23 protein-coding genes and 1 pseudogene are annotated in these 24,189 nt (G+C 46.0%); 1 reads left to right on the top strand and 23 read right to left on the bottom strand.

The features are described 5' to 3' along the window. Window positions 1-30: 30 nt before the first annotated feature. The 3 genes from CHK_RS12260 to CHK_RS12270 all read right to left on the bottom strand — a co-directional run bounded on the left by CHK_RS12260 (window position 31) and on the right by CHK_RS12270 (window position 2,951). Entirely contained in the window at window positions 31-1,056 is a 1,026-nt protein-coding gene (locus CHK_RS12260; protein WP_160295656.1) for a sugar-binding transcriptional regulator, read from the bottom strand. A gap of 66 nt (window positions 1,057-1,122) precedes the next feature. Then, window positions 1,123-1,905, bottom strand: coding sequence for an SDR family NAD(P)-dependent oxidoreductase (locus CHK_RS12265; RefSeq protein WP_046444367.1), 783 nt, complete (start codon window positions 1,903-1,905; stop codon window positions 1,123-1,125). Continuing rightward, window positions 1,902-2,951: an alcohol dehydrogenase catalytic domain-containing protein gene (locus CHK_RS12270; protein ID WP_046444368.1), complete on the bottom strand. Its 1,050-nt coding sequence runs from the start codon at window positions 2,949-2,951 to the stop codon at window positions 1,902-1,904. Before CHK_RS12270 ends, CHK_RS12265 begins: the two co-directional genes overlap by 4 nt. Before the next feature lie 177 nt (window positions 2,952-3,128). Between CHK_RS12270 and CHK_RS12275 the strand changes: the two genes are divergently transcribed. After that, on the top strand, window positions 3,129-3,908 hold the full coding sequence (locus CHK_RS12275) for a DeoR/GlpR family DNA-binding transcription regulator (protein WP_046444369.1): 780 nt from the start codon (window positions 3,129-3,131) through the stop codon (window positions 3,906-3,908). A gap of 92 nt (window positions 3,909-4,000) precedes the next feature. Here CHK_RS12275 and rny read toward each other — a convergent pair whose 3' ends face one another. The 20 genes and pseudogenes from rny to CHK_RS12370 all read right to left on the bottom strand — a co-directional run bounded on the left by rny (window position 4,001) and on the right by CHK_RS12370 (window position 24,158). Next, window positions 4,001-5,545 (bottom strand): ribonuclease Y, encoded by a 1,545-nt coding sequence (rny, locus tag CHK_RS12280; protein ID WP_046444370.1) that lies wholly within the window; start codon window positions 5,543-5,545, stop codon window positions 4,001-4,003. 114 nt (window positions 5,546-5,659) lie between these two features. Beyond that, the gene (locus CHK_RS12285) at window positions 5,660-6,889 is read right to left on the bottom strand and encodes a BaiN/RdsA family NAD(P)/FAD-dependent oxidoreductase (protein ID WP_046444371.1); all 1,230 of its coding nucleotides are present in this window, start codon (window positions 6,887-6,889) and stop codon (window positions 5,660-5,662) included. Continuing rightward, the gene (locus CHK_RS12290; protein WP_046444372.1) at window positions 6,882-7,772 is read right to left on the bottom strand and encodes a MurR/RpiR family transcriptional regulator; all 891 of its coding nucleotides are present in this window, start codon (window positions 7,770-7,772) and stop codon (window positions 6,882-6,884) included. Before CHK_RS12290 ends, CHK_RS12285 begins: the two co-directional genes overlap by 8 nt. 108 nt (window positions 7,773-7,880) lie before the next feature. Beyond that, window positions 7,881-8,690, bottom strand: a complete 810-nt coding sequence (gene surE, locus CHK_RS12295) for a 5'/3'-nucleotidase SurE (protein ID WP_046444373.1) — start codon at window positions 8,688-8,690, stop codon at window positions 7,881-7,883. 120 nt (window positions 8,691-8,810) lie between these two features. Continuing rightward, a complete protein-coding gene (locus CHK_RS12300) occupies window positions 8,811-9,812 on the bottom strand; it encodes an ABC transporter permease (RefSeq protein WP_046444374.1) in 1,002 nt (333 codons plus the stop codon). Further along, entirely contained in the window at window positions 9,812-11,296 is a 1,485-nt protein-coding gene (locus CHK_RS12305) for a sugar ABC transporter ATP-binding protein (protein WP_046444375.1), read from the bottom strand. The genes CHK_RS12300 and CHK_RS12305 overlap by 1 nt, the downstream gene beginning before the upstream one ends. Before the next feature lie 87 nt (window positions 11,297-11,383). Continuing rightward, window positions 11,384-12,460 carry a substrate-binding domain-containing protein gene (locus CHK_RS12310; RefSeq protein ID WP_052740569.1) on the bottom strand — a complete coding sequence of 359 codons (1,077 nt, stop codon included), beginning with the start codon at window positions 12,458-12,460 and terminating at the stop codon, window positions 11,384-11,386. Between the two features lie 56 nt (window positions 12,461-12,516). Next, window positions 12,517-13,047, bottom strand: a pseudogene (locus CHK_RS16200) (uroporphyrinogen decarboxylase family protein); the annotation flags it as partial. Between the two features lie 51 nt (window positions 13,048-13,098). Beyond that, window positions 13,099-13,626, bottom strand: a complete 528-nt coding sequence (locus CHK_RS16205) for a hypothetical protein (RefSeq protein ID WP_082103547.1) — start codon at window positions 13,624-13,626, stop codon at window positions 13,099-13,101. A gap of 4 nt (window positions 13,627-13,630) precedes the next feature. Beyond that, a complete protein-coding gene (locus tag CHK_RS12320; protein ID WP_046444376.1) occupies window positions 13,631-14,842 on the bottom strand; it encodes a uroporphyrinogen decarboxylase family protein in 1,212 nt (403 codons plus the stop codon). A gap of 28 nt (window positions 14,843-14,870) precedes the next feature. Next, entirely contained in the window at window positions 14,871-16,040 is a 1,170-nt protein-coding gene (locus CHK_RS12325; RefSeq protein ID WP_160295658.1) for an ROK family transcriptional regulator, read from the bottom strand. Between the two features lie 305 nt (window positions 16,041-16,345). Next, the gene (locus tag CHK_RS12330) at window positions 16,346-17,743 is read right to left on the bottom strand and encodes an oxaloacetate decarboxylase subunit alpha (protein WP_046444378.1); all 1,398 of its coding nucleotides are present in this window, start codon (window positions 17,741-17,743) and stop codon (window positions 16,346-16,348) included. Between the two features lie 15 nt (window positions 17,744-17,758). Continuing rightward, window positions 17,759-18,934 carry a sodium ion-translocating decarboxylase subunit beta gene (locus tag CHK_RS12335; RefSeq protein WP_046444432.1) on the bottom strand — a complete coding sequence of 392 codons (1,176 nt, stop codon included), beginning with the start codon at window positions 18,932-18,934 and terminating at the stop codon, window positions 17,759-17,761. A gap of 32 nt (window positions 18,935-18,966) precedes the next feature. After that, window positions 18,967-19,371, bottom strand: a complete 405-nt coding sequence (locus CHK_RS12340) for a biotin/lipoyl-containing protein (protein WP_046444379.1) — start codon at window positions 19,369-19,371, stop codon at window positions 18,967-18,969. Window positions 19,372-19,392: 21 nt separating this feature from the next. Further along, window positions 19,393-19,764, bottom strand: a complete 372-nt coding sequence (locus tag CHK_RS12345; protein WP_046444380.1) for an OadG family protein — start codon at window positions 19,762-19,764, stop codon at window positions 19,393-19,395. 15 nt (window positions 19,765-19,779) lie between these two features. After that, a complete protein-coding gene (locus CHK_RS12350) occupies window positions 19,780-21,288 on the bottom strand; it encodes an acyl-CoA carboxylase subunit beta (RefSeq protein ID WP_046444381.1) in 1,509 nt (502 codons plus the stop codon). A gap of 99 nt (window positions 21,289-21,387) precedes the next feature. Next, entirely contained in the window at window positions 21,388-22,104 is a 717-nt protein-coding gene (locus tag CHK_RS12355) for a pseudouridine synthase (RefSeq protein WP_046444382.1), read from the bottom strand. An 89-nt stretch (window positions 22,105-22,193) separates the two neighbouring features. Then, window positions 22,194-22,745: an SMC-Scp complex subunit ScpB gene (scpB, locus tag CHK_RS12360; protein ID WP_046444383.1), complete on the bottom strand. Its 552-nt coding sequence runs from the start codon at window positions 22,743-22,745 to the stop codon at window positions 22,194-22,196. Next, a complete protein-coding gene (locus tag CHK_RS12365) occupies window positions 22,742-23,488 on the bottom strand; it encodes a segregation and condensation protein A (RefSeq protein ID WP_046444384.1) in 747 nt (248 codons plus the stop codon). Before CHK_RS12365 ends, scpB begins: the two co-directional genes overlap by 4 nt. Continuing rightward, the gene (locus tag CHK_RS12370) at window positions 23,463-24,158 is read right to left on the bottom strand and encodes a site-2 protease family protein (protein WP_052740570.1); all 696 of its coding nucleotides are present in this window, start codon (window positions 24,156-24,158) and stop codon (window positions 23,463-23,465) included. Before CHK_RS12370 ends, CHK_RS12365 begins: the two co-directional genes overlap by 26 nt. Window positions 24,159-24,189 lie beyond the last annotated feature (31 nt).

Raw genomic sequence — 24,189 nt, forward strand, 5'->3', positions numbered from 1 at the left:
AATTGCAAAAAAGCGTTTGTCAATATTTATTTACTGTTTTTTCAACTTTCGGGCTTCTTTCAAAACCTCGCGTGCTGTTGTTTCATCCGTATAAAGCCTGTTTAAAAGCCCACCCCGCAACGCACCCAAAACACCCAGGCTTTTGTGCCTGCCAACAGCAATGCCAATCCGGTTTTTCTTTGTCTTCATTTCAGCAAGCGGCAGGCCAATAATACGGTTGGTAATATTGCTTCTGATTTCATTTCCATGAATATCAAAATTACGCCCGCCGATATCTCCAACTCCACCTGTCAGCCCAATTCTGTTGTATACGCTGAGATTATATGTTTCCTGATCCGTAAGCACCGTATCTTTAAGGTTATCACTGCCAATGGACAGAATAACAGTTTGGGCGCTGCGGCAAAGATCCATTACATACCTGATATTGGAGTCCGAATACAACACCTTTGCGATCTGCTCATTGTCCACCAAAAGGGGCGCGGGCATTACAAAGCCCTCCGCCGAAAACACCTCTGCAAACTTCTCAATAATATGCGTGGATTTCATGGATGCAATCGTGCCCGTCACAAACCCTGCCAACATGCAAATTTTGACATTCCGTTTCTCTTTGCCTGTAATTTTCAGGTTTTTGGCCAGATATTCCGTAGTAAGTCCCCAGGTAACGCCTACCACTTCGTCCTCGTCAATAAAATTTGCAAGCTCAGCCGCGGCATAAGCGCAAACGTCGTTGAGCTGCACCAGATATTCGTCCACATAGCTTGGAAGGACAATGCAGCTTACGCCGAATTCATCAAACATTTCCTGTTGCAAAAGCGACACGGTTTCTCCCGCGTCGTATATTTTAAATTCAACATACCCCAGCTCAACCGCACGCTTGATCAACCTTGAAATTGTCGATTTTGATACAAATGCCTTTTTTGCAATCTCATCCTGACTGATTCCAAGTTGATAATATTGTTTTGCTGCGCTCATCATGAGCTGAAATTCCTTATCGTTCATTTTCGTACCGCCGATTTCAAATGAAATTCTTACCTTTAGTATACCAAAAATTGTCATTTCTGTAAGCAGTTCAGGCAAAAAAAGAGCGCTCTCTCCATAATGGAAAAAGCGCTTCTGCTTACTTTACAGCATATGCGCTCCACCGCACAGCATGAGCGATTGCCCCGTCATATAAGCGGATGCGTCCTCAGCCAGGAATACAGCCGCATTTGCAACGTCCTCCACTGTGCAGAGCCTTCCGGCTGGAATCGAATTTTCGAAATAGGGTTTTACCTCTTCCGGCTGCAGGTTCCGCTTGCGCGCATAATCTTCCAGCTGTTGATCCCATAATGGCGTAAATACAACACCCGGGCATATCGTATTTGCGCGGATGCCCTGCCTTGCAAATTCCTGCGCAATGGATTGTGTGAGCCCGACAATGCCAAACTTACTCGCACAGTAAGCCTGATATTGGCTTGTGCCTGCTCGCCCTGACTGCGAGGACATATTGATGACAGAGCCTCCCACCTGATGGTTCACCATGGAGCGGACTGCTGCCTGGCAGCATAGAAAGGCTCCTTTCAGGTTGATGTCAAGCGTTTGATCCCAAAGCTGCTCGCTGCATTCCAGAAAAGGCACAATCTTAGAAATCCCGGCGCTATTCAGGAAAATATGAATTGCTCCAAAATCCCGTTCTACGGCTTCGAATGCTTTCTGGACGGAAACCTTGTTCGCGACATCCACCTGATACGCCACAACCTTACGGCCTGTTGCCTTGGCGATTCGTTCTGCTTCCTGTGTCCCTTTCCCTATATTCAGGTCAAGGATCGCAACATCCGCGCCTTCCTGAGCGAACCGTTCTGCAACGGCAAGCCCAAGACCGCTGCCTGCGCCGGTCACAACCGCATTTTTTTGTTCCAGTTTCATTTCGTTATGCCTCCCGGATACAATACTACCTTCAGGCACTGTCGATCCTTCATCAGCGTTAGTCCCGCAATGATCTCTTCAAGGTCAAGACGATGCGAGATAACCTGCTTTAAGTCGATTTTTCCGCTGCCAATCAGCTCTGCTGCTTTTTGCACATGCTCCGGCCTGGAATCCGATGCGCCGCAGATGCGTAATTCCTTATAGTGGATCAGGCGGCTATCCAGGTTGAGTTCGGATTTTCCGGAAGGCAGGCTTGCAAAATAGCTGATTCCGCCGCCCTTCCTTGCATAATTCAAAGCGTTTTCCATCGCGCTTTTTACAGGCGCGCATACGATAACGACATCGGCCCCCAGTCCGTTTGTCTCGCCAAATATCCATTTTTCGACATCTGTGGTTGATCCGTCGATCAGCTCCACACCTTCAAGGCCATCCAGCAGCTTCAATCTTGCAGCACTGCTTCCCACAAGCGCGACGTGCTTTGCACCGTTTGCTTTTGCAAGCAATGCCTGCATTGCGCCAAGCGGCCCCCCGCCGGTCACCAGGACAAAATCGCCCTCCTTTACCCCGACGATCTCCTGTGAATTGATCGCGCAGCTTAAAGGCTCGCACAATGCTGCTTCCTCGCCAATATCCTCAGCGAGTTTGATCACATTTCCGCCTGCAATAGCTTCTGCGGGCACCTCAATATATTCTGCAAGGCCACCGTCAAAATCATAGCTGATCGGTTTGCTGTTTGGACATACATTTTGTAATCCGGCTGCACAATACGCACAGTCGTTACATGCAATCGTTGTGGCAAAGGTGATCTTTTCCCCTGGTGAAAACCCTTTTACATTTTTACCAACCTGCTCGATCCCGGCAATCATTTCATGTCCGAGTATCCTCGGAGGATGGCAGCGCGGATTCCCTGCCGTCCATATTTTCAGGTCTGTACCGCACAATGCACAACATTTTACTTTTGCTATCATATTGTTATCATTAAGCTGCGGAGCCGGGCGATCCTCCACCCTGATATCATTTGCCGCATAATAAACCACTGCTTTCATTTCAATGTTTCCTTTCTCCCTGTCATGTACACATATTAACATTATTTTACACAATCGTCAATGTATATAATGTTAATATATGTAATTATATGTCGTTTTATATTTGCTTCTTTCTTCTATCTGTGATATAACGGTACTATATAAAGTGTATATCAAACAAAAGGCAGGCAAAGCAGAATGGATCAAAACAATCCCTATTTTATGGAAGAACGGCGTAAGCTGATACAAAGCATTATTCAAAAGGAAAAGAGAGTTACCATATCGGAATTATCCCAGCGCTTTGACATCGGCGAAGCGACCATCCGCCGCGACCTGAACGCGATGGAAAAAAGCGGCCTGATCCAAAAAACGCACGGCGGCGCGATTTTGGCAGACAGGGCTTACAAAGAGGTTGCGATCAATATCCGCGATGAACAAAACAAAGAGGAAAAGGAACGGATCGCACTTGCCGCCGCTTCTCTTGTATATGACAGTGAAGCAATCATGATCGACGCCGGAAGCACGACCTATAAAATTGCACAGCAGCTGAAAGGAAAAAATGAGCTTGTAGTAGTCACAAACTCACCACTTGTTTCCTCAGAACTGGCAGGTGTGGGAAACAATAAAATCATACTGACCGGTGGAGAGCTGAACGCTGATACAAATGCCCTCATTGGGCCCGTTGCCACCGGGGCCATCCGCCAATTCAGGGTGGATAAGGTTTTTATCGGTGCATCCGGCTTGCTCTTTGAAGACGGCTTTTTCACAGTGAGCCCATATGAAGCAGAAATCAAACGTGCCATGATGGAAATGGCTGCGGAAATCACAATCGTAATGGATTCCAGTAAAATAGGCACATCCATGTTCAGCCGGATTTGCAGTATCAGGGAAATTGACAGATTGATTGTAGACAGCGGCATAAATGATGAAGTACTTATGGAATTGAAGCAATGCGGAATAGAAGTTCTTACCGTATGACGCTTATAATACTGATAAAATAGATATGTCTGTCCCTGCTTACAAAGAATAAACAGTACAAAAAAAGAAGCGGTTTGAAACCGCTTCTTCGTTTATTTAGCAAAATCAGTCGTTCTTGTTTCCCTGATCACATTTACTTTGATCTGTCCGGGATAATCAAGTTCGGACTCGATCTTCTTTGCGATATCTCTCGCAAGCAAGGTCGTTCCCGCGTCGTCAATCTCATCAGGCTTCACAATGATTCTTACCTCTCTGCCAGCCTGTATTGCAAACGATTTATCGACGCCTGCAAATGAATTTGCAATTCCTTCAAGGTTTTCAAGACGTTTTATGTAATTTTCCAAAGATTCTCTTCGTGCGCCTGGTCTCGCAGCCGAAATCGCATCCGCAGCCTGAACCAAAACAGCTTCCACCGTTTTGGGCTCTACATCGCCATGATGCGCGGCAATCGCATTGATAATATCTGCATTTTCCTTATATTTCTTTGCCAGATCAGCGCCGATCTGAATATGCGGTCCTTCGATTTCATGGTCGACCGCCTTACCAATATCATGCAGCAATCCGGCGCGTTTTGCAAATTTTGCATTTGCACCGATTTCCGCTGCCATAAGGGAGGCCAGATGCGCTACTTCGATTGAATGCTTCAGCACATTCTGACCATAACTGGTACGGTATTTCAGCCTGCCCAAAAGCCTCACAAGCTCAGGATGCAACGAATGGATTCCCACATCAAACACAGCCTGTTCGCCTGCTTCTTTGATTTGATTATCCACTTCTTTTTGCGCTTTATTGACCATTTCTTCAATGCGTGCAGGATGAATCCGTCCGTCAACAATCAACTTTTCAAGCGCAATTCTGGCAACCTCACGCCTAACCGGATCAAATCCGGAAAGGATGACCGCTTCAGGCGTATCGTCAATAATGAGGTCTATGCCCGTAGCTGTTTCCAGAGTTCTTATGTTACGGCCTTCCCTGCCGATAATCCTGCCCTTCATTTCATCGTTAGGCAGGTTAACAACAGAAACCGTGCTTTCCGCAACATGGTCTGCTGCACATTTTTGTATTGCGAGCGACAGAATATTTCTCGCTTTTTTATCAGCTTCATCTTTCGCTTTTTGCTCGATATCGCGCAGCATCACGGCCATATCATGACGCGCTTCATGCTCCACCTTTTCAAGCAGCAATCCTTTTGCCTCGTCAATCGTCATACCCGATATATGCTCAAGCTGTTCGAGCTGTTTTGCATGGATCGCATCCAGATTTTCCTTGGCTTTTGTGATTTCTTTGTTTTTCCTGTTAACCTGTTCTTCTTTCTGATCAATACTGTCTAATTTCTTATCCAGCAGTTCTTCTCTTTGTACCAGTCTTTTTTCAATCTTCGTTATTTCGTTTCGTCTTTCCCTTGATTCCTTGTCAAATTCGCTACGCAGTTTATGAACTTCTTCCTGTGCTTCGAGTACCGTTTCCTTCCTGATAACCTCAGCGCGCTTCTGCGCTTCGTCAATCAGCTTCTTTACGGAATCTTCGGCGCGGCCAATTTTTGACTCTGCAATATTACGTCTATAAACATAACCAATGATAAGTCCAACAATCAATCCGCCTACGCCTACCAAAATAGGAATAAGCACATTACCCACTTAGCAAATTCACCTCCTGTTCTTTTAAATTCTTTCATATCAATTTTAATTGGTGATTTTTGTAATAAAAACAAATATAACCAAATATTATTGTATCTTTATTTAGTAGGAATGTCAATTAAATACGCTTGTCCCAGCCAGAAATCCGGTGGAAAATGCAATTTGCAAATTAAAGCCGCCGGTTAATCCGTCCACGTCCACCACTTCGCCTGCAAAATAAAGATTTTCAACCAGTTTGCTCTCCATCGTAGAAGGATTGATTTCCTTTACCTTTATTCCACCGGAAGTAACGATCGCTTCTTCAATCGGGCGCGTATCTGCAATAGAAATCGAAAAATGCTTAAGCGCATGGCAAAGCAATGCGCGTTCCTGCTTTGTAACGCTGTTTACCGGCTTTTCCGCATCTAGGTGGTTTTCCCTCAGAAAAGGATAGATCAGCTTTTGCGGCATGAGCGTATCCATTACGTTTTTGAGTTGTTTATTCTTGTTCGCGTCAAACTCGCGCACAAGCCTTGCATCGAGCTTGTCCATGCCAAGCGCAGGCTTCAGGTCGATTTCAGCGCGCAGGGCTAAGGGCTGCTTCGTATGGTTGATAAAGCTGCTCGCGGAGAGAACGACCGGGCCTGACAGCCCAAAATGAGTGAACAATAGCTCGCCCTGTTCTTCGTATAGCTTTTTCTGATCCTGATACAGCGAGAATCCAATATTCTTAAGTGTAAGGCCCTGCATCTTCGGACAGATGTGGTGCATATCTTCCAGCGGGATGAGCGCCGGTCGGGGCGCGACGATCGTGTGCCCAAATTCCTGCGCAAAGCGATAACCATCGCCTGTCGATCCTGTTAAGGGATACGATTTTCCACCGGTTGCAATCATAAGCGCTTTGCAAGCAAGCGCTTCTCCATTGTCGAGCTCAACATGAAAAACACCGCCCTTTTTCGTCGCTTTTTTAACCATGCTGTTTAGCCTGAGTCCTGCTCCGGCATTTTTCATAATGCGTTCAAGCGTTCGAATTACATCGTTTGACCGGTCGCTGACCGGGAATACGCGTCCTCCGCGCTCTACCTTCGTTTCCAGCCCGTTTTTTTTGAGAAGCGCAATCAGGTCGGCATTGGTAAACGTATAAAATGCACTCATCAAAAATTTGCCGTTCTTCACAATTTGCGAAAAAAAGTCGCTGATATCACAATCATTTGTAATATTGCAGCGTCCCTTTCCTGTAATAAACAGCTTTTTACCAATTTTCTCATTCTTCTCAAGAAGAAGCGTATCAATACCGCGCGCCGCCGCAGCATAAGCCGCCAACATTCCCGCCGGGCCCGCGCCGATAATAATCAAATCATTCATAAATATCCTCGTCTGTGATCTGCGAATCAAGCTCCCTTGTGGCATAAACATCATTTGTCTGCCAAAGCTCTTCCAGCCTGTTGAAGTTTGCGAAGAGAATATCCTTTTTCCTTAACCCCAACATAATAATGAGAAGATTGATCACAGCGAGCGGTGCAACAAAGGAATCCACAAAGGAATTCATGTAACTTTTTGCAGTAAGGCTGTAATCCGCAATCTGGGCCGGTGGGGATGCTTCGTTGTCAGTAATCGCAATTACCTTGCAACCACAATTTTTAAGATAGGACATTCCTTCTATCGTTCTCATAGAGTATCGTGGAAAGCTAATCGCAATCGCTACGTCATGCTCGTCCGCAGTAAGTATCTGGCTGAAAATATCGCTGCCGTCAAAACGGATCAGTTTAATATTTTCATTCATATAATTCATATAATAGCGTAAAAATTCAGCAAGAGGCCCGCTGGAACGCGTTCCAAGAATATATATCTTACGCGCGCCGTCAATGCTGTCTACAATTCTTTCCAGATTCTCCGTATCGATGTGCTCACGCGTTACACGCAAATTGTTGATATCTGTTTTAAAGGAGGCGTTTACAACTTCATCTGATGTAAGGCCTTCCATCATATTAAGGCGCTGCGCAGTCGTCAACTTTGTTTGTATTACCTCTTGCAGGTCTTTCTGAAGCTTCGGATATCCGTCGTAACCAAGTGCGTAAGCAAACCGGACTACAGTTGATTCGCTTACGCCAACGAGCTTACTAAGCGTGGCCGCTGTCATAAATGCCGCTTTGTCATATTCCTTCAGAATATAATCCGCTATCAGTTTCTGTCCCTTCGACATTTTTGCATATTCATGATTGATCCTGTCAATTACGTTGCTAATCATAGCTTCCTCCGAACAAGTGTCTGGCGCGAGATTTCAATCTTGTGGCCCAACCGGGCTTCCTTTACGCCGCCACATTCATTTCACCTGTTATATTATAACACTGGTTCATCAGGAATGCAATTTCATTGAATCGATCTTGCATTTTTCGCGCTCCAAAACTTCATTTTCCGTCTGGTTCCACCGCAACGGCGTTACTGTAACGTAGTTTTCCCGCAGCCATTTCACGTCAGTCTGCTGCTCGTCATTAAAGGGATTATGCTGAAGCGCTCCGCTTACCCAATAATATTCCCTGCCAAATGGATCAATGCGTTTTTCAAAGGCTTCGTCATAATCGCATATTCCCTGTACGCACATTTTGATTCCTTTTATTTCATTTACAGGGGCAGAAGGAAAATTAATATTGTAAATAAACCCGTTCAATTTTGAAACGTCTGTCTGATCTAAAAATTGAACGGCAAGGCCAGCGGAATCCCAAAAGCGCAGCGCTCTTTTTTCTGCAAATTCTATCCGCTCTGTCCCAAATGCCTGCGAAACGGCTATTGCAGGGCAGCCCAGCATGCAGGCTTCAAGCGCTGCATTGACCGTTCCGGAATATACGATATCCGAACCGAGGTTCGAACCGTTGTTGATGCCTGAAAGGACAACGTCAGGCTTCTCGTTAAGCACATGTGAAACAGCGATTTTTACACAGTCGGCAGGCGTTCCATTGAGTGAATATGCACTCATTCCTTCATAGTCGCCGATTTCAACCGCCTTCAGGCTGAGCGGGAAATCCATTGTCATTGAATGTGCACAGGCGCTGCGTTCGCGGTCCGGTGCAATTACCGTAACCTCATGTCCAGCGTCATAGCACCTCTTTGCAAGCGATATAATCCCGGTTGCATAAATACCGTCGTCATTGGTGATTAAAAGTCTCATCATTATCTCCGTTAGCGTTTTTTACTATTATAACATAGGAAGGCATCAAAAAACACAGATACATAATTCGCACCTGTGTTTTTTGATTATATATTGTCTTTGAGGAAAGAATAATGCTTTTTATGCTTCATCATCACTGCGCTGCAGCTGAATCGTGTTGATCAGCACTGCAACAAGGATCAGCGAACCACGAACGATGTATTTTACGAAGTCGTCCACGCCGAGCAGCGTCATACCGTTTAAGATTACGCCCAGGAAGATGATACCAATAAAGGTTCCCCATGTTTTACCAATACCGCCGTTGAGCGACGCGCCGCCGATAATAACGGCTGAGATAACGTCCATCTCATAGCCTTTACCAAACTGTGACGATCCTGCCATAACCTGCGAGGAAAGGATAACTCCTGCAAATGCAGCCAGCAGCTGTACGGCGATCATGATGATGATCTTGACTTTTTTTACATTGATACCCGATAATCTTGCCGCCTCCGGGTTTCCGCCAACCGCGTATACTTCGCGTCCGAACCTTGTACGGTTCATGACAATGAATACGATCACAAACACCGCAATGAGCCAGATTGCCGGAACTGGGATTCCTGAGAAACCGTTACCGGCAAACAGCTGCCCCGCACCGATGAAGCTGTACCATGACGTTGTGATCGTAACCGGAAAACCATTGGAGATGACTGCCGCAATACCATAGAGCACGTTAAGCATTGCAAGCGTGATAATAAAGGTCGGAATGTTGAATTTCGTACGGATAAAACCGTTGAATGCACCAATCCCAATACCGATTACAAGCGCGATGATAATGCTGAGCACCAGCGCAAGGTCGGGCGACATGCCGCCGGCCGCCAGGTTATTTGATATCAGTGCCGTCAATACGGCGGAAAGCGCGATAGACGAGCCGACCGAAAGGTCGATTTCACCGCCGATGATCACCATTGTCATACCAAATGCGATAACGCCGACAATGGCCATGTTCCTAAAAATGCTTAGCAGATTATTTACAGAGAAAAATCCTTCTGCAAAGATTGCCAAAAGTATAATCATGCAAATCAGAATAATTTCCATCATATACTTTTTGGTGAATTTCTTGACTGACATTGTATTTTGTTTCATCAGATAGTCCCCCCCATACATAACGTATATAATCCATCGATCTTTAAATCTTCCGGCGATACTTCCCCGGTGATTTTTCCATAGCGCATGATCAAAATGCGGTGGCAAACCTCAAGCAATTCCTCCAATTCGGAAGAAACGACAATGCTTGATATTCCCTGCCGGGAAAGATCCCAGATAATCTTGAATATCTGTTGCTTTGCATTGACGTCGATACCACGTGAAGGTTCGTCAAACATCATGATTTTTGGCTGTGTATTAAGCCAGTTTCCAACGACTACTTTCTGCTGGTTACCACCTGAGAGCGATGAAACCGGCATATCTTCCGAGGGAACTTTAATCTGCAGATGATCAATCTGCTCGTCGACAAGCCTGCGCTCGACCGCCGTATCGATAAAAGCGCCTTTCGACATTCGCTTAAGGCTTGCCACACACAGGTTGTTTTTAACGGACATAATCTGGATCAGGCCTTCATTTTTCCTGTCTTCAGGCGTAAGCCCGAAACCCAATTCTTTCATTTTTACCGGATCTATATGTTTTACCTGTTCGCCGTTTACAAAGATTTCACCGCTTGTATAGGGATCAATTCCAAAAATCGAACGCATTAATTCTGTACGACCGGAACCAAGCATTCCTGCAATTCCGAGGATTTCTCCCTTATGCAGCTTAAAATTAACATCCTGTAATTTCTTTCCACGTGACAACCCCTTAACCTCTAAAACAACCTCGTCGGAATAGGTCAGGTCGTCTGGGCGGTTTTGTACTTCAATGTCACCAAACATCATATCTAAAATATCTTTATGCGAAGCATCCTTCATATCGGTTTTTCCGGTAAGAATACCATCGCGCAGCACCGTGCAGGTGTCCGCAATTTCCCATAATTCCTGGAGCCTGTGGGAAATATAGATAATAATAACGTCTTTTTTCTTTAATTCACGAATCAAATTAAACAGGATTTCCGTCTCTGCCAATGCGAGAGAGGATGTTGGCTCATCAAGCAAAATCACTTTTGGATTTGTGCTCATTGCTTTTGCAATTTCAATCATCTGGCACTGCCACATACTCAGATTATAAATCATTTCTTTCGGATCAATTTCGATGCCCATGCCCTTGAGCAAATCCTCTGTCATCTGGTAGGTTTTCTTCCAGTCGATAAATTTGCCTTTCATTGGAAATCTTCCCAGAAAAATATTTTCCGCAACTGTCATTCCCATTACAAGACTAAGTTCTTGATAAACAGTCGAAATTCCCTTATCAAAAGCATCCTTTGGATCTGCAAACTCCAATTTTTGATCGTCGAGATAAATTTCTCCCTTGGTAGGAGGCTGAACACCATTAATAATCTTGACCAATGTAGATTTCCCGGAACCATTTTTACCAATCAGGGCGTTTACCTTCCCGCTCTGAAATTCCACGCTGACGTCATCAAGCGCCAAAGTCCCCGGAAAGCTTTTGGAAACATGATCTACTTTCAGTATACTCATACCTGTTACTTCCCTTCAAAATTCAAATAACATTTCTGCGGGGGCATTTGGAACCCCCGCAGAAACCAATCATTTCAGCCAGCCGGATCAGCCACCCATTTTTGTTTTCAAGTCAGCAACAAAAGCTGTGACTTCATCCGGTTTTTCACGCGTCAGGAGCTGACCGGGAACGATAACCAGTTTGCCCTTATCCGGATTGTCTTTTCCTTCAACCGTCATAAGAACAGATTCCATTGTCTTCTGACCGATCGTGTAAGGATCCTGTCCAGTGAGCGCCTGGAGAATGTTTGCTTCATCCTGCAGCATAGCAGCAGTCTGTTCGCTTGCATCCGTACCAAAGGTTACAACTTTGCCTGCGAGGCCGGCATTCTTAACTGCCATCGTAGCGCCGATCGTTCCGCCTTCATTCGCACCCCACAGAAGGTTGATATCCGGGTTTGCAGTCAGCATATCGCCAGCAACCGTGATTGCCTTATCCTGCAGCCAGGCATCCTGGTCAGATACGATCTCTACGCCCGGGAGCTTGGTTACTTCGTCGATAAAGCCCTGGCTTCTTGCGCCGGACTGCTCAGGAAGCAACGATTTGAACTGAAGGATACCGATCTTGGCTTTTCCGTCCATATTCTCTTCAATGTACTTCGCGCAAGCTTCGCCTGTCATTTGTCCAAGCTGATAGTTGTCGGAAGAATAGCAAGCCGTCATCCAATCCTGTCCATCGAGCGGCGAATTAGAAAGCCCAACAGCAAGACCGGCAGCCGCAGCCTTTTTCAGCGGCTCTACAGATGCTGTCTCACTGATTGGTGCGATTGCAACGCCTGCGTAACCCTGGTCAATGTAAGTATTAAGCATTTCAACTTCCTTTGCAGCATCGTTGTTTGTGTTGCCCGGGAAGAATTCATATCCTGCTTTTTCAGCCGCGTCTTTGTAGCCAAGCTGCAGCAGTTTCATGAACTGGTCTTCCTGGAATACGACGCCTGCGACTTTTTTGCTGCCGGAAGCAGCCGGAGTTGACGCATTTGCATCGGAAGAAGCTTCAGCGCTTACGGAAGCATCCGCGGACGGTGCTGTAGACGCATCGGCACTGGGCGTAGCAGCAGGCGTGCTGCAAGCGACCAAGGATACTGTCAGTACGACAGCAAGAACGAGTAATAGTGCTTTTTTCATTTTAATCCTCCTCTTATTATGTGAGTTAATATCTCCCCAATTTATTTTGAGGAAACTTAATTACCAGTCAGTTGATCCCATGTTTCAAATACAGTGTAAACATTATTGGGATCTGCACCGATGCCAAATTCGCATTGTGCGATTGCACCGCCATTTTTCCAGAACGCATCATATAGTCTTTTTACCGCCCCTTTCACATCGTCTTTGCTTCCGTAAGGAAGGATGTTCTGGCGGTCAACTTCACCCCAAAAGGTTATTTTTCCCTGATACTGCGCAAGGTTTTCAGGCCCCATACAAAACACCTGCGAATTGACCGCATCAATGCCGATATCGATCAGGTAAGGGATGATTTTCTCTATATTTCCATCTGAATGGAAGAATATCTTTTTACCATATTTCTTCGCGATGTCGGAATAATCGCGATACATCGGCATGAATAGAGCTTTCCATGTGTCCGGGGAAATAAGCAGGTTGAGCTGCGTACCCCAGTCGTCCATGAAAAACAATCCATCTACGTCTGTCCCGGCCCATACTTCGAGAAGACGTTTATAAAAATCGTGCATTTTTTCGATAAAAGCATAGATTTTCGTTCGGCGGAAAAAAGCAAAAAAAAGAGCCCTTCACGGGCGAAAATAGCCTTAAAACGACTGGAACGAAAATCTATACAATTCAAGCGGATGATAGGCAAAATCCATAAACAGGTTTTCGGTTCCCCGTAAAAACTGCAGTCTTTCAAACGGTCTCGCAATATCGCTTGCCAATACAAACTGGTCCGTGCCTGCACAATATTCGTTGATTTTTTCCGTATCAATCGTGAGCAGCTCCTCAGGGATGTGCACGTCTTTCGCATCTCCCCATTCTTCATCTACGATGATCGGCTTTTTTACCTCGCCGACAATCCCTTTTTGGAGATTCGTGAACTGGCAGCCCCATTCGTCTATATACTCTCCCAGCTCATAAAAATCCCCTGTAATCTGCGGTTTAGTGCGATACTGTTTTGCTTCAGGCGGCACTTCTACGATATCGTTTTGAAACGTTGAAGTAATATTTTTAAGCTGCTCCGGAAAGTGTTGCTCTGCATAAGGCAGTGTCCATAGCTGCCGCGGCGCACGTCCGTTTGTATTCCGGCCTTCCAACGTTTTTAATACAAGCTCTTTTGAATTCATAGAATTACTCTCTGTTTTCCTTCGCCGCTTCGTAAATCGCGACCACTTTTTCTGGTGGAACATCCGCTTGAATATTATGAACCTGATTGAATACATATCCCCCGTCTTTTGCAAAAATGTCAATCAGGTGTTTGACCTCCTGCCGGATCGTATCGACGTCGGAATTCGGAACCGTGTTTTGCATATTGGAACCGCCTCCCCAGAATACGAGGTCTTTCCCATATTCTTTTTTCAGCTTCTCCGGACTCATCCCCTCGGCCGATATCTGCACGGGATTCAATATCTGTACGCCCGCATCGATCAACTCCGGAATCAGGTTGTAAATTGCTCCGCAGCTATGCAGGAAGACCTTGACATCAGGATAATTTTTTTGGATAAACTGATACAGCTTTTTATGGTATGGTTTGATCATTTCCACGTACATTTCAGGAGAAATCTGCGGAGCGATCTGCGTTCCGAGGTCGTCGCCAAATTGTATGATGTCGATATACTGATGAACACGCGGCATCAATTTTTTGAGATCTTCGATATACCTGTCCGTGATCCGTTCAAAATAGTGGTGCATCAAATCCTGCTCTATCGCTATGTTTACATAAAAATTCTCATATCCAAAATCAGATTGGCCGGCTTCAAAAACATTTCCGCCAAATTCCATCAAAAGCGCTTTATCCGTCGTCTCATAAAGCTTTTTTGCACTGTTTTCCATATAATCGATATCCACATCTTCAAGGCCTTCTGTGGGCAGTGCGTCTATCTCCTCAATGGTATGTGCATTCTCATATTTCCTGTCAATCAGGTCGAAATACAATCCGCCTTTGGGCATACGTGCTATGACGCCTTTTCCATCCGGGGTAAGTATGTCAATGTCACCATTTTCATTTGTAACAGGATTAAAATCTTTGGGAAAATATCCTGTAGCCCCGCTCATTAGTTTGGATTCTTTATATTCCTCAATGGAGATTCCGAATGCCGGGCACCGTTTGTGCACCTGGAGCACATCGCCCCCCATATAATCGACGATCTTTTCGCTTGGTTCCGCAAGTTGTTGAAAAATATCATAAACAAGAACCTTCTCGTCTTTAAATCCTAAATATTTTAATAATTCCGCATACGCGATTGCCTGGATACCGGTGGAACGCATGCCGCCAAAATCGATCGGCAGTTTATCCGGAGTCTGGCCGTTTAGTACAGCCTGTATTCTTTGCCTTGAATTCATTACCCAATTTCCCCCTGCAAATTGTTTGTTACTCTATTGATGTCATACCTGTAAACACTGCTGCTATCCCACCAATCGCCCCTGCGTCTGTTCCAAATGAGGAGCGAAGTTTCTTTACATCCTTCACATGAGTCGGATAAGGCTTTTGATTGATGTATTTGACAGTTTTATAGAACAAAAGATCACTGCTCTCCATAAAATCACCGCCAAAAAAAATGACGTTTGGGCTCAATAGCCCAATAATATTTCCAAGCGCTACGCTTAAGTAATAAGCGCATTTATCAATGGCCTGCACACATACTTCATCACCTTTTTTTGCACTGCTTGAAACATCCTGGAACGTAATTTCCTGATCGAGGCTGAGTATGCTTTTTTCATTCTTTGCAAGCGCTTCGCGCACGTATCGTACCGCCGCCGCTCCATCTGCCTGAGCCTCCAGGCATCCGGCGCCACCGCAGGAACAAGGCTGCCCGCCAATTTGAACTGTCGTATGTCCGATCTCCATACTTCCATTATTATAGCCATGAAAGATTTTCCCTTCGATTACCATTCCACCGCCAATACCAACACCATACACGTTTGTCTGGAAGATTCGTTTATAACCGTTACTTTTACCAAACCAGTATTCACCGAGCGCGGCTGCTGGCGTCTCTTTTTCAAAGAAGGTCTTAATCCCGGTCCGGCCCGCAATGATATCCCTGATCGGTACATTGATCCATCCGGGAAGATTTGGCGGGTTTACCATTGTTCCCTGGATATGGTTACAGGGGCCCGGAACGGCAAGGCCAATTCCGATTACGTCTTGTTTTTTGATATTATGTTTTAAAATCATGCTCTCAATGATGAGCACCATTTTGTCGATTGTAAAATCCTTACCTCGCTGGACTTCTGCGTCCATATATATTTTATCGATAACGTTCCCCTGGAAATCGCTCATAACACATATGATTTGCGATGTATTGAGCTCAACGCCAATCGCATAACCGGCATTTGGATTAAGCTGCAGTAAAATCGGCTTTCTTCCCCCAGCCGATTCCCCACTGCCGATTTCCTGAATCAGCCCTCTTTCAAGCAGCTCCGTAATCAGGTTTGTAATCGTTCCGGTTGTGAGTTCCGTTTTTTTTACCAGATCCTTGCGGGAAATAACACCATACTTACGCACGATGCTTAAAACATTTTCGATGTTTATCTCTTTCATTTTCTGGCTGTTAATCTTTTGGTACCGCATAACACGCCCCGCAATATCTTGTTTTACATTCAGGTATTTAAATTTTATTTTGAAAGCTTAATTGAAAGATTAACGATTGGTTTAATAGATAGTTTAATCGTTAATAAAAGTATAGTAAAGTAACTTTGCATGGTCTTGGAATATTAGGTCATTTTTTGTAAAATCTTCTTTCCATTTTTTTCATTTCTTTTAAGAATAAATGAAAAAACGTATAAAAACCGCTTTGTAAAGCCATTTTCATACGTTTTTATTTTTAGTGATTATTTTTATTCGTTTTAAACCGGATGTATCATGTTCTCTTTATCAAGCATTTCCGAATCCAGTTTGTATTGGTGTGCACGCCGGAATTCAAAGAATTTGGGGGCGACCTGCGGGAACATCGCATAGGTTACGATATCTTCCTCCTGCTCCATCCATCCCTTGACTTCTTCCCTGTATTTGTCCATTTCAGGCGGAAGAAGGTCTGCCGGGCGTACTGTGATAACCTCGTCGTCTCCAATACACTTTTTACGTACCTCTTCATTGACCAGAGCGGGCAACCTTCCATATTCCCCGCGCAGCATTGCCTTGGATTCCTTGGTGACCATCTTGTATCTCTCACCCGCAAGGACATTGAGCACCGCCTGCGTACCTACGATCTGGCTGGAAGGCGTAACGAGAGGCGGATAACCAAAGTCTTCGCGAACACGCGGAACCTCGGCCAAAACATCCATAAGTTTATCCTCTGCGCCAGATTGCTTCAGCTGGCTGATCAGGTTGGAAAGCATACCGCCCGGAACCTGATAAAGGAGCGTATTAATATCGATCCCCAATACTTTGGGATCAAGGAATCCGTCTGCTTTGAGACGATCCGCAACTTTTGTAAAATACTTCGCCGCTTCTGTCAGCTTGCCAAGATCGAGCCCTGTATCATATTCTGTACCGGCGAGCGTCGCCACAAGCGACTCAGTCGCAGGCTGCGACGTTCCGTTTCCAAGCGGAGACAATGCTGTATCCACGATATCCACACCTGCTTCGATTGCCTTCAGATATGTCATATCGCCAACACCGCTTGTGTTATGCGTGTGCAGGTGAATAGGAACCTTGATATGTTTTTTTAATGCGCTGACAAGGTTATACGCCTCATACGGAAGCAGCAGGTTTGCCATATCTTTGATGCAGATCGATTTAGCGCCCATTCCTTCAAGTTCCTGCGCCAGCTCGATAAAATAATCGAACGTATGCACCGGGCTTGTAGTATACGAAAGCGCAACCTCAGGCCATCCGCCATAACGGTTTGTGCTTTCGATCGACTGTCTCAGGTTTCTTGTATCGTTGAGCGCGTCAAAAATACGAATCACGTCAATCCCGTTTTCACATGCCTTTTTCACGAAAAAGTCGACTACATCATCCGCGTAATGCTTATATCCAAGCAGGTTTTGCCCGCGCAGGAGCATCTGAAGCTTGGTGTTTGGCATTGCTTTTCTTAATTTGCGCAGCCGTTCCCACGGATCCTCGTTTAAAAAGCGCAGGCACGCGTCAAAGGTAGCGCCGCCCCAACATTCAATCGACCAGTATCCTATACTGTCCATTAGAGGAGCAATCGGAAGCATTTCTTCCGTCGTCATACGCGTCGCAGCCTGCGACTGGTGCGCGTCCCTCATGATGGTATCCATAATATTTACTTTTGCCATACTATTCCTCCTTCATTAGGCGAACAGCGAAAGCAGCACACCTGCCGCTACCGCACTGCCAATAACCCCGGCAACATTTGGACCCATCGCGTGCATCAACAGGAAGTTGGATGGATTTTCAGCCTGTCCGACCTTTTGCGATACACGTGCGGCCATCGGCACCGCCGATACGCCCGCAGATCCAATGAGCGGGTTGATCTTTCCGCCTGATAATTTACACATCAGTTTTCCAAGCATCACGCCTCCAAACGTACCAAAGCCAAAGGCAATAACGCCCAGGGCGATAATCAGGAGAGTATCCGGCGACAGGAACGTAGCGCCCTGCGTTGTTGCGCCTACGGATACGCCGAGGAATATCGTTACGATATTCATCAGTTCATTCTGCGCGGTGTTGGAAAGCCTGTCTACCACTCCGGATTCCCGCATCAGGTTACCCAGCATGAGCATACCCACAAGCGGGGCTGCGGCCGGAACCAAAAGCGATACAAAAATCGTTACGGCAATCGGGAAAATGATTTTTTCCTTTTTCGATACGTGACGAAGCTGCTCCATCTTGATCGAGCGTTCTTCTTTTGTCGTACACAGCTTCATGATCGGCGGTTGTATAACCGGAACCAAAGCCATGTACGTATAGGCCGCGACCGCAATCGGGCCTAAATATTCTGGTGCAAGCTTGGACGTGACATAAATCGCCGTTGGTCCGTCCGCACCTCCAATAATACCGATCGAAGCCGCAATGTTCGGCGCAAAGCCAACGAGCAACGCAAGAATCAGCGCCAAAAAAATGCCAAGCTGCGCTGCCGCACCCATCAGTAAGCTTTTGGGATTTGCGATCAGCGGACCAAAATCCGTCATCGCTCCAACGCCAAGGAAAATAAGCGGCGGATAGATTCCAAGCTTTACCCCCAGGTATAAGTAGTCGAGCAAACCAGCCGTTGACTGGAAGTTTTGCCAGTCTACATGGCCGCCCTCAAAAAGTGCTGTGTGGTACATTTCCGCCATCGGCAGATTTGTGAGCAGCATACCAAACGCAATCGGAAGCAGCAAAAGCGGCTCGAATTTCTTTACGATCGCGAGGTATAGCAGTACGCACGCTATACCTATCATAACCCACTGCTGCCAATTCGTACCATTAAAAAAACCTGTAGTCTGTACAAAATTGACCAGTGTTTCGCCAAAATTACCCAAAATCAATCAACCTCCTTTATGAGAATAAGTCATATTTAACCAATTACCACAAGAAGGCTTCCTGTTTCTACACTTGCTCCTTTTGCTACAGATACTGCCGTCACGGTTCCCGCATGGGGCGCCATAATCTCGTTCTCCATTTTCATTGCTTCCAGAATCATAAGCACGTCGCCTTCCGCAACCTTCTGGCCGACTGTTACATTAACGCTTAGGATTGTACCGGGCATTGGAGCGCTTACCTGTGTGCCTCCTGCCGGAGCGGCGGCAGGCGCTGCTGCTGCAGGTGCCGGTGCGGGTGTTGGCGCCGCCTGTTGAACAGGGGCAGCCGGAGCCGCTGGTGCGGGTGTTGGCGTTTCCTGTAGAGTTGCCTGCGAAGCTGTTACTTCTTCCACATCCACATTATAAGTATTTCCATTTACATTAATTACAAATCTACGCATATTTGATTACCTCCGAAAATTTTACCAGTTTGTGATCTGTGAGTCTCTGCCTGCTTTATTCCATGCAGAAGGGCCATTTGTTCTCCTATAGGATCTGATCACAAATGGTGTTGACGCCTGTTCGCTCTCCATTGCCGCTGCGACTGCTGCCGTAAGCACTGCAAGCAGTTCGTCATCCTGCACCTGCAGGACGGGCGACTGTGGCAGTGGTTCCGAAACCGCCTTTTCAACTCTGGATTCTTCCGCAGGCTTTTTCCGATCCTTCAAAACAATAGAAAGAACCGTTATAACGGCAATAATAAGAGCCAGACATACAAAGACAACCAATAGTCCGAGCGCGATAGACTGCCCGCCGATCGCCAGTTCCTGTGATAAATCAAGACCACTGTTCATAAAGCCCCACCTCTCTTACAGCGGAAGCACGCCGTGCTTTTTCGGCAGCTTGTTTTCACGCTTTGAGATTGTCATTTCCAGGGCCGACACAAGGATCTGCCGCGTATGGGCCGGTTCGATCACATCGTCTACTACGCCCTGCTCCGCCGCCTGCCATGGATTTGCATACTCTTCAATATACCGTTCCTTCATTTGCTGCTTTGCAGCAACGCCGTCCTGCGCCTTGCTGATTTCATCTTCATATAGGATAAGGGCGCCCGCTTCCGCAGGCATGGATGAAATCTCAGCGGTTGGCCACGCATACACCATATCGGCGCCAAGGGCCTTCGGACACATCATCGCGAAACCGTCGCCGACTGCTTTTCCCGTTACGACTGTCAGCTTCGGAATACCCGCCTGTGCATATGCGCCAATGAGGCGCGCCGCATTCGGAATCAATGCCTTTTGTTCCCATTCAATATTTACGCCCGAGCCGTTACAGTTTGCGAGCGTTATGACCGGAATATTAAACGCATCCAGCAATCCTATGAACCGCGCCGCTTTTTTGGCTGCATTGCAGGTCATCTCCTGATCCGCATTCGCCACAAAGCCGCAGACATTCCCCCCCAGTCTGCCAAATGCTGTGATTACGCCGGGCGCAAAGTATGCGCCGCTTTCCAGAATGATTCCATGATCGGCAATCGCTGAAATAACAGCTTTTGCATCGTAGCCTTCTTCCCCTGTAAAAGGAAGTTGACGGTTTAAATCGTCCGTATCAAGCCCATAAGGCGCTTCGTCAAGATTATTGGATGGAAGGAAGGACAGAAGTGTTTTAACCGTATCAGCACATTCCTCTTCGTTTGCACATAAGAACTGCGAAATGCCTGTATTTTCATTATGATTGCGTGCTCCAAATTCTTGCGTCGCCTGAATGTTTTTTCCAAGCGCAGAGCCGTAAATCTGCGGACCGTGCAGAGCAACCGCGGAAATTCCCTCCACCATAAGCGTAAAATCAGAAAGCGCAGCAATATATGCCGCCGTTCCAATGCAAGGGCCTGCAACAACTGTAATCGTTGGAATGACGCCCGAAAGCTCCGTCAGTTTGTTTAATATAGCGGCTGTACTTTCCACCGCAGCAATTCCCTCCGATATTCTCGCTCCGCCGGAATCTAAAACGCCAATAACAGGGACGCCATTCTTTGCCGCCATATCCATAACCTTCAGGATTTTTGCGGCATGTGCAGCAGATAACGAACCCGAAAGGACTGTGTAATCCTGTGCATATAGAAAAACAGGTCTTTCGTCTATCGTCCCATAACCGCATACCACGCCCTCGCCCGTCGCGCTTGCGGCTTCAAAACCGGGAGTGGAGAAGGTTCGCTTTACAAATTTTTCAATCTCGATGAAACTGCCCGCATCGAGCAATCGCTCCACTCTTTCGCGGGCTGTTTTCTTACCCGCTTCATGCTGAGCCTGAACCTTCTGTTGCCCACCGCCGGCAAGAGCATCCAAATTCTTTTCTCTGAGCTCTTCCAGTTTGCCCATTACGTTACCTCCATATTAATAATGTATTTGTTTGAACAAAAAACTACCCTCTATTTTAACAATTCAATATTTCCCCTTCGTATCCCTGCAAAAAAATGATCAAAGGACAAATTTTTTCAAGTACGCAACTTCTTCTTTTGTCAGCATCCGGTAGGAACCCTTTTTCAGGTTCCCAAGCTTGATATCTCCTACCGCGACGCGCTTCAGATAGCATACGTTTTTTTCAATCGCCGCAAACATCCGCCGCACCTGCCTGTTTTTCCCTTCCGTAATAACGCAAAGGACTTCGCTCCTCGATCCGGAGCTGCTCAAAAGTTTCATGACGCACGGCGCCGTTTTATAGCCGTCGTCCAGAACCACTCCTTTGGATAGTTTTTCAAGCTCTTCTTCCGTAATTTCCGCATCAATGACGGCAAGGTACTTTTTTTGTACGTTATGCTTTGGGTGTGTAAGGGCATTCGTAAGCGATCCGTCATTGGTCATCAAAAGCAGGCCTTCGGTCGTAAAGTCAAGCCGTCCAACCGGATAGAGGCGTTCCTTCACATCCTTTACATATTGCATCACAGTTTTCCTGCCATTTTCATCATGACAGGTAGAAACGCATCCTGCCGGTTTATTCAGCATCAGATAGATTTTATTCTTTTCCGGCCTTACAACGCGGTTCATATACTTTACTTCGTCTTTTTCCGGATCGACAAGAAATCCCATTTCCCTGACAGTTTGTCCGTTGACTTCTACCCTGCCCGCGGCAATCAGTTCTTCCGCTTTTCTCCTGGAAGCAATCCCCGCGTTCGCTAAAAACTTTTGTAATCTCATCCGTTCTCCTTATTTATCTTATGTTAACCCGATACTATCATACAAAAACAGGAGCGCGAACCCAATTTGTTTCGGCACTCCTATGGTATTTAAAAGCTGTCTTCATCGGCCTGTGAGGATTCCTCCAACGCTTCAAAATCAATTTTCGGCAACTCCTCAAGCGATGCAATTCCAAAGTGTCTTAAAAATTCATCCGTCGTTGCGAAAAGCGACGGCCTGCCAAGCACATCCTTTCGTCCGATCACTTCGATAAGCCCTTTTTCCCTCAATGTAGAGATTGCATAATTTGAGCGTACGCCCCTTATTTCATCAATCTCCGCCCGCGTGACCGGCTGCTTATAGGCTATAATGCTGAGCGTTTCCAAAACAGAGGTAGAAAGAGACGTATGCTCATCCGGAGCAAGCAGGTCTTTAATATAGCCTCCATACACCGGATTTGTGCATAATTGCAGCTTGTCTCCAATTCGCGTTAAGAGAAGCCCTTCCTCCCTGTTTTTCTTTTCTTCGATGATTTCCTGCAGGATCACGTCAAGTTCATCGTCATCCATATCAAAAAGCTGTGCAAATACAGAAGTTTCAACTGCGTCGCCCGCCACAAAAAGCGTAGCCATAACCGCTCCGCATATTTTGTTTTTGTTCAATCTGCCATCCCTCCGTTTTGCTGCTCCAGAATAATATCCCCAAAAGCTGCCCTCTGGTTGATCATCAGCTTGCTGATGTGCCATAACTCAAGAAGGGCGATAAAGGTAACCGCTATCTCCATATGAGTGGCCTTTTCCTCAAACAGTGAAAAAAAGGATATCTTTTTTTCACGTTGCAGACGCTCCAGAATTTTTTTCTTCTGTACCCTGATGCTGAACATATCCTGCCTGATTTCAACATTACGGTATTGAACCGGTTCTTTTTTCCTGTTTTTCAGAACCGACAGGAAAGCAAGATAGAGTGCGTCCGTATCTGTACCTTCAATAACGATCTCCTGATCGGCGTCGATAATCTCTTCCGGCAGCTTATAATAAACGCCGCTTGCACCGCTTTCCATCCGGGCAAGCCTTTCGCTTGCTTCCTTGTAAAGTTTGTATGCGCGCAGGCGTTCTATGAGCTCTGTTTCTGGATCAACAAAATTCTCATCTTCCGTTTCTTCGCGCCGCGCAGGCAGAAGCGAACGTGATTTGATGTATAGCAGCGTTGCCGCCATATTCAAAAATTCACTGGCGCGATCCATATCAAGCTCTTTGATTTCTTCCATATAGGAAAGATATTGCTCCGTAATCTCCGAAACAAAAATGTCCTGCAGGTCTATCTTCGCCTTGCTGACAAGGTGCAGCAGCAAATCCAGCGGCCCTTCAAACCGGGCAAGCTTAAAAAGCGGAATATGCGAACACATACGAACCCAGAAGCATTCCTTTCATTTGAGGTACAAACAGGCTGAAGAAAGAATCATAGACATTGATCAGCCAGATCGTGAAGCTTCCCAGAAGCCAGCCTGTAAAGCCAGTTATAATCAAAATCAAAAGGATAATAAACCCATAGCGGTAAAGCACATTCAATACCTTTGTCGCTTTATACGGCAGGAAGCTGCTCAGGAACTGAAACCCGTCAAGCGGCGGAATGGGGATCAGGTTGAAAATACCAAGCGTAATGCTGAGAACCATGATCGGCACCATAATATGAATGTATATCTCGTTGATAAATCCAAGCGCCATACTGATAAAGAGAATCGCCGCGACAATAAACGAGGTGATAAAGTTAGCAATAATACCCGAAAGCGATACAATGATGTTATCCCTCTTTGGATGCTTAAAATTACGTGAATTGATCGGCACGGGTTTCGCCCAGCCAAACCGGAACAACAGAAGGCAAATAAGCCCGACCGGATCAAGATGTTTCACCGGATCAAGCGTCATCCTTCCAAGGTTGCGCGCAGTTGAATCGCCGCACTTATAAGCGGCGTACGCATGCGCATACTCGTGAATCGAAAGCGCCAGCAACACTGCCGGAATACTATACAAAAGCGCCATCCAATAGTTTGGATTTGCAAAATTGCTAAAAATCATCTGACAAACCTCATATTTTCATAATTTACAG

This window comes from Christensenella hongkongensis (assembly GCF_000981035.1).
Taxonomy (GTDB): Bacteria; Bacillota; Clostridia; order Christensenellales; family Christensenellaceae; genus Christensenella; species Christensenella hongkongensis.

Bases quoted from the DNA above. Each gene is read 5' to 3' on its own strand.
- CHK_RS12310 (WP_052740569.1), bottom strand. From the start codon at position 12,460: ATGAAAAAAGCACTATTACTCGTTCTTGCTGTCGTACTGACAGTATCC.
- CHK_RS12275 (WP_046444369.1), top strand. From the start codon at position 3,129: ATGGATCAAAACAATCCCTATTTTATGGAAGAACGGCGTAAGCTGATA.
- CHK_RS12290 (WP_046444372.1), bottom strand. From the start codon at position 7,772: ATGATTAGCAACGTAATTGACAGGATCAATCATGAATATGCAAAAATG.
- CHK_RS12345 (WP_046444380.1), bottom strand. From the start codon at position 19,764: ATGAACAGTGGTCTTGATTTATCACAGGAACTGGCGATCGGCGGGCAG.
- CHK_RS12325 (WP_160295658.1), bottom strand. From the start codon at position 16,040: ATGAAAGAGATAAACATCGAAAATGTTTTAAGCATCGTGCGTAAGTAT.
- CHK_RS12270 (WP_046444368.1), bottom strand. From the start codon at position 2,951: ATGAAAGCAGTGGTTTATTATGCGGCAAATGATATCAGGGTGGAGGAT.
- CHK_RS12285 (WP_046444371.1), bottom strand. From the start codon at position 6,889: ATGAATGATTTGATTATTATCGGCGCGGGCCCGGCGGGAATGTTGGCG.
- CHK_RS12340 (WP_046444379.1), bottom strand. From the start codon at position 19,371: ATGCGTAGATTTGTAATTAATGTAAATGGAAATACTTATAATGTGGAT.
- CHK_RS12265 (WP_046444367.1), bottom strand. From the start codon at position 1,905: ATGAAACTGGAACAAAAAAATGCGGTTGTGACCGGCGCAGGCAGCGGT.
- CHK_RS16205 (WP_082103547.1), bottom strand. From the start codon at position 13,626: ATGAATTCAAAAGAGCTTGTATTAAAAACGTTGGAAGGCCGGAATACA.
- CHK_RS12300 (WP_046444374.1), bottom strand. From the start codon at position 9,812: ATGAAACAAAATACAATGTCAGTCAAGAAATTCACCAAAAAGTATATG.
- CHK_RS12370 (WP_052740570.1), bottom strand. From the start codon at position 24,158: ATGATTTTTAGCAATTTTGCAAATCCAAACTATTGGATGGCGCTTTTG.
- CHK_RS12355 (WP_046444382.1), bottom strand. From the start codon at position 22,104: ATGAGATTACAAAAGTTTTTAGCGAACGCGGGGATTGCTTCCAGGAGA.
- CHK_RS12305 (WP_046444375.1), bottom strand. From the start codon at position 11,296: ATGAGTATACTGAAAGTAGATCATGTTTCCAAAAGCTTTCCGGGGACT.
- CHK_RS12330 (WP_046444378.1), bottom strand. From the start codon at position 17,743: ATGGCAAAAGTAAATATTATGGATACCATCATGAGGGACGCGCACCAG.
- CHK_RS12260 (WP_160295656.1), bottom strand. From the start codon at position 1,056: ATGACAATTTTTGGTATACTAAAGGTAAGAATTTCATTTGAAATCGGC.
- CHK_RS12365 (WP_046444384.1), bottom strand. From the start codon at position 23,488: ATGTGTTCGCATATTCCGCTTTTTAAGCTTGCCCGGTTTGAAGGGCCG.
- CHK_RS12320 (WP_046444376.1), bottom strand. From the start codon at position 14,842: ATGAATTCAAGGCAAAGAATACAGGCTGTACTAAACGGCCAGACTCCG.
- CHK_RS12350 (WP_046444381.1), bottom strand. From the start codon at position 21,288: ATGGGCAAACTGGAAGAGCTCAGAGAAAAGAATTTGGATGCTCTTGCC.
- surE (WP_046444373.1), bottom strand. From the start codon at position 8,690: ATGAGACTTTTAATCACCAATGACGACGGTATTTATGCAACCGGGATT.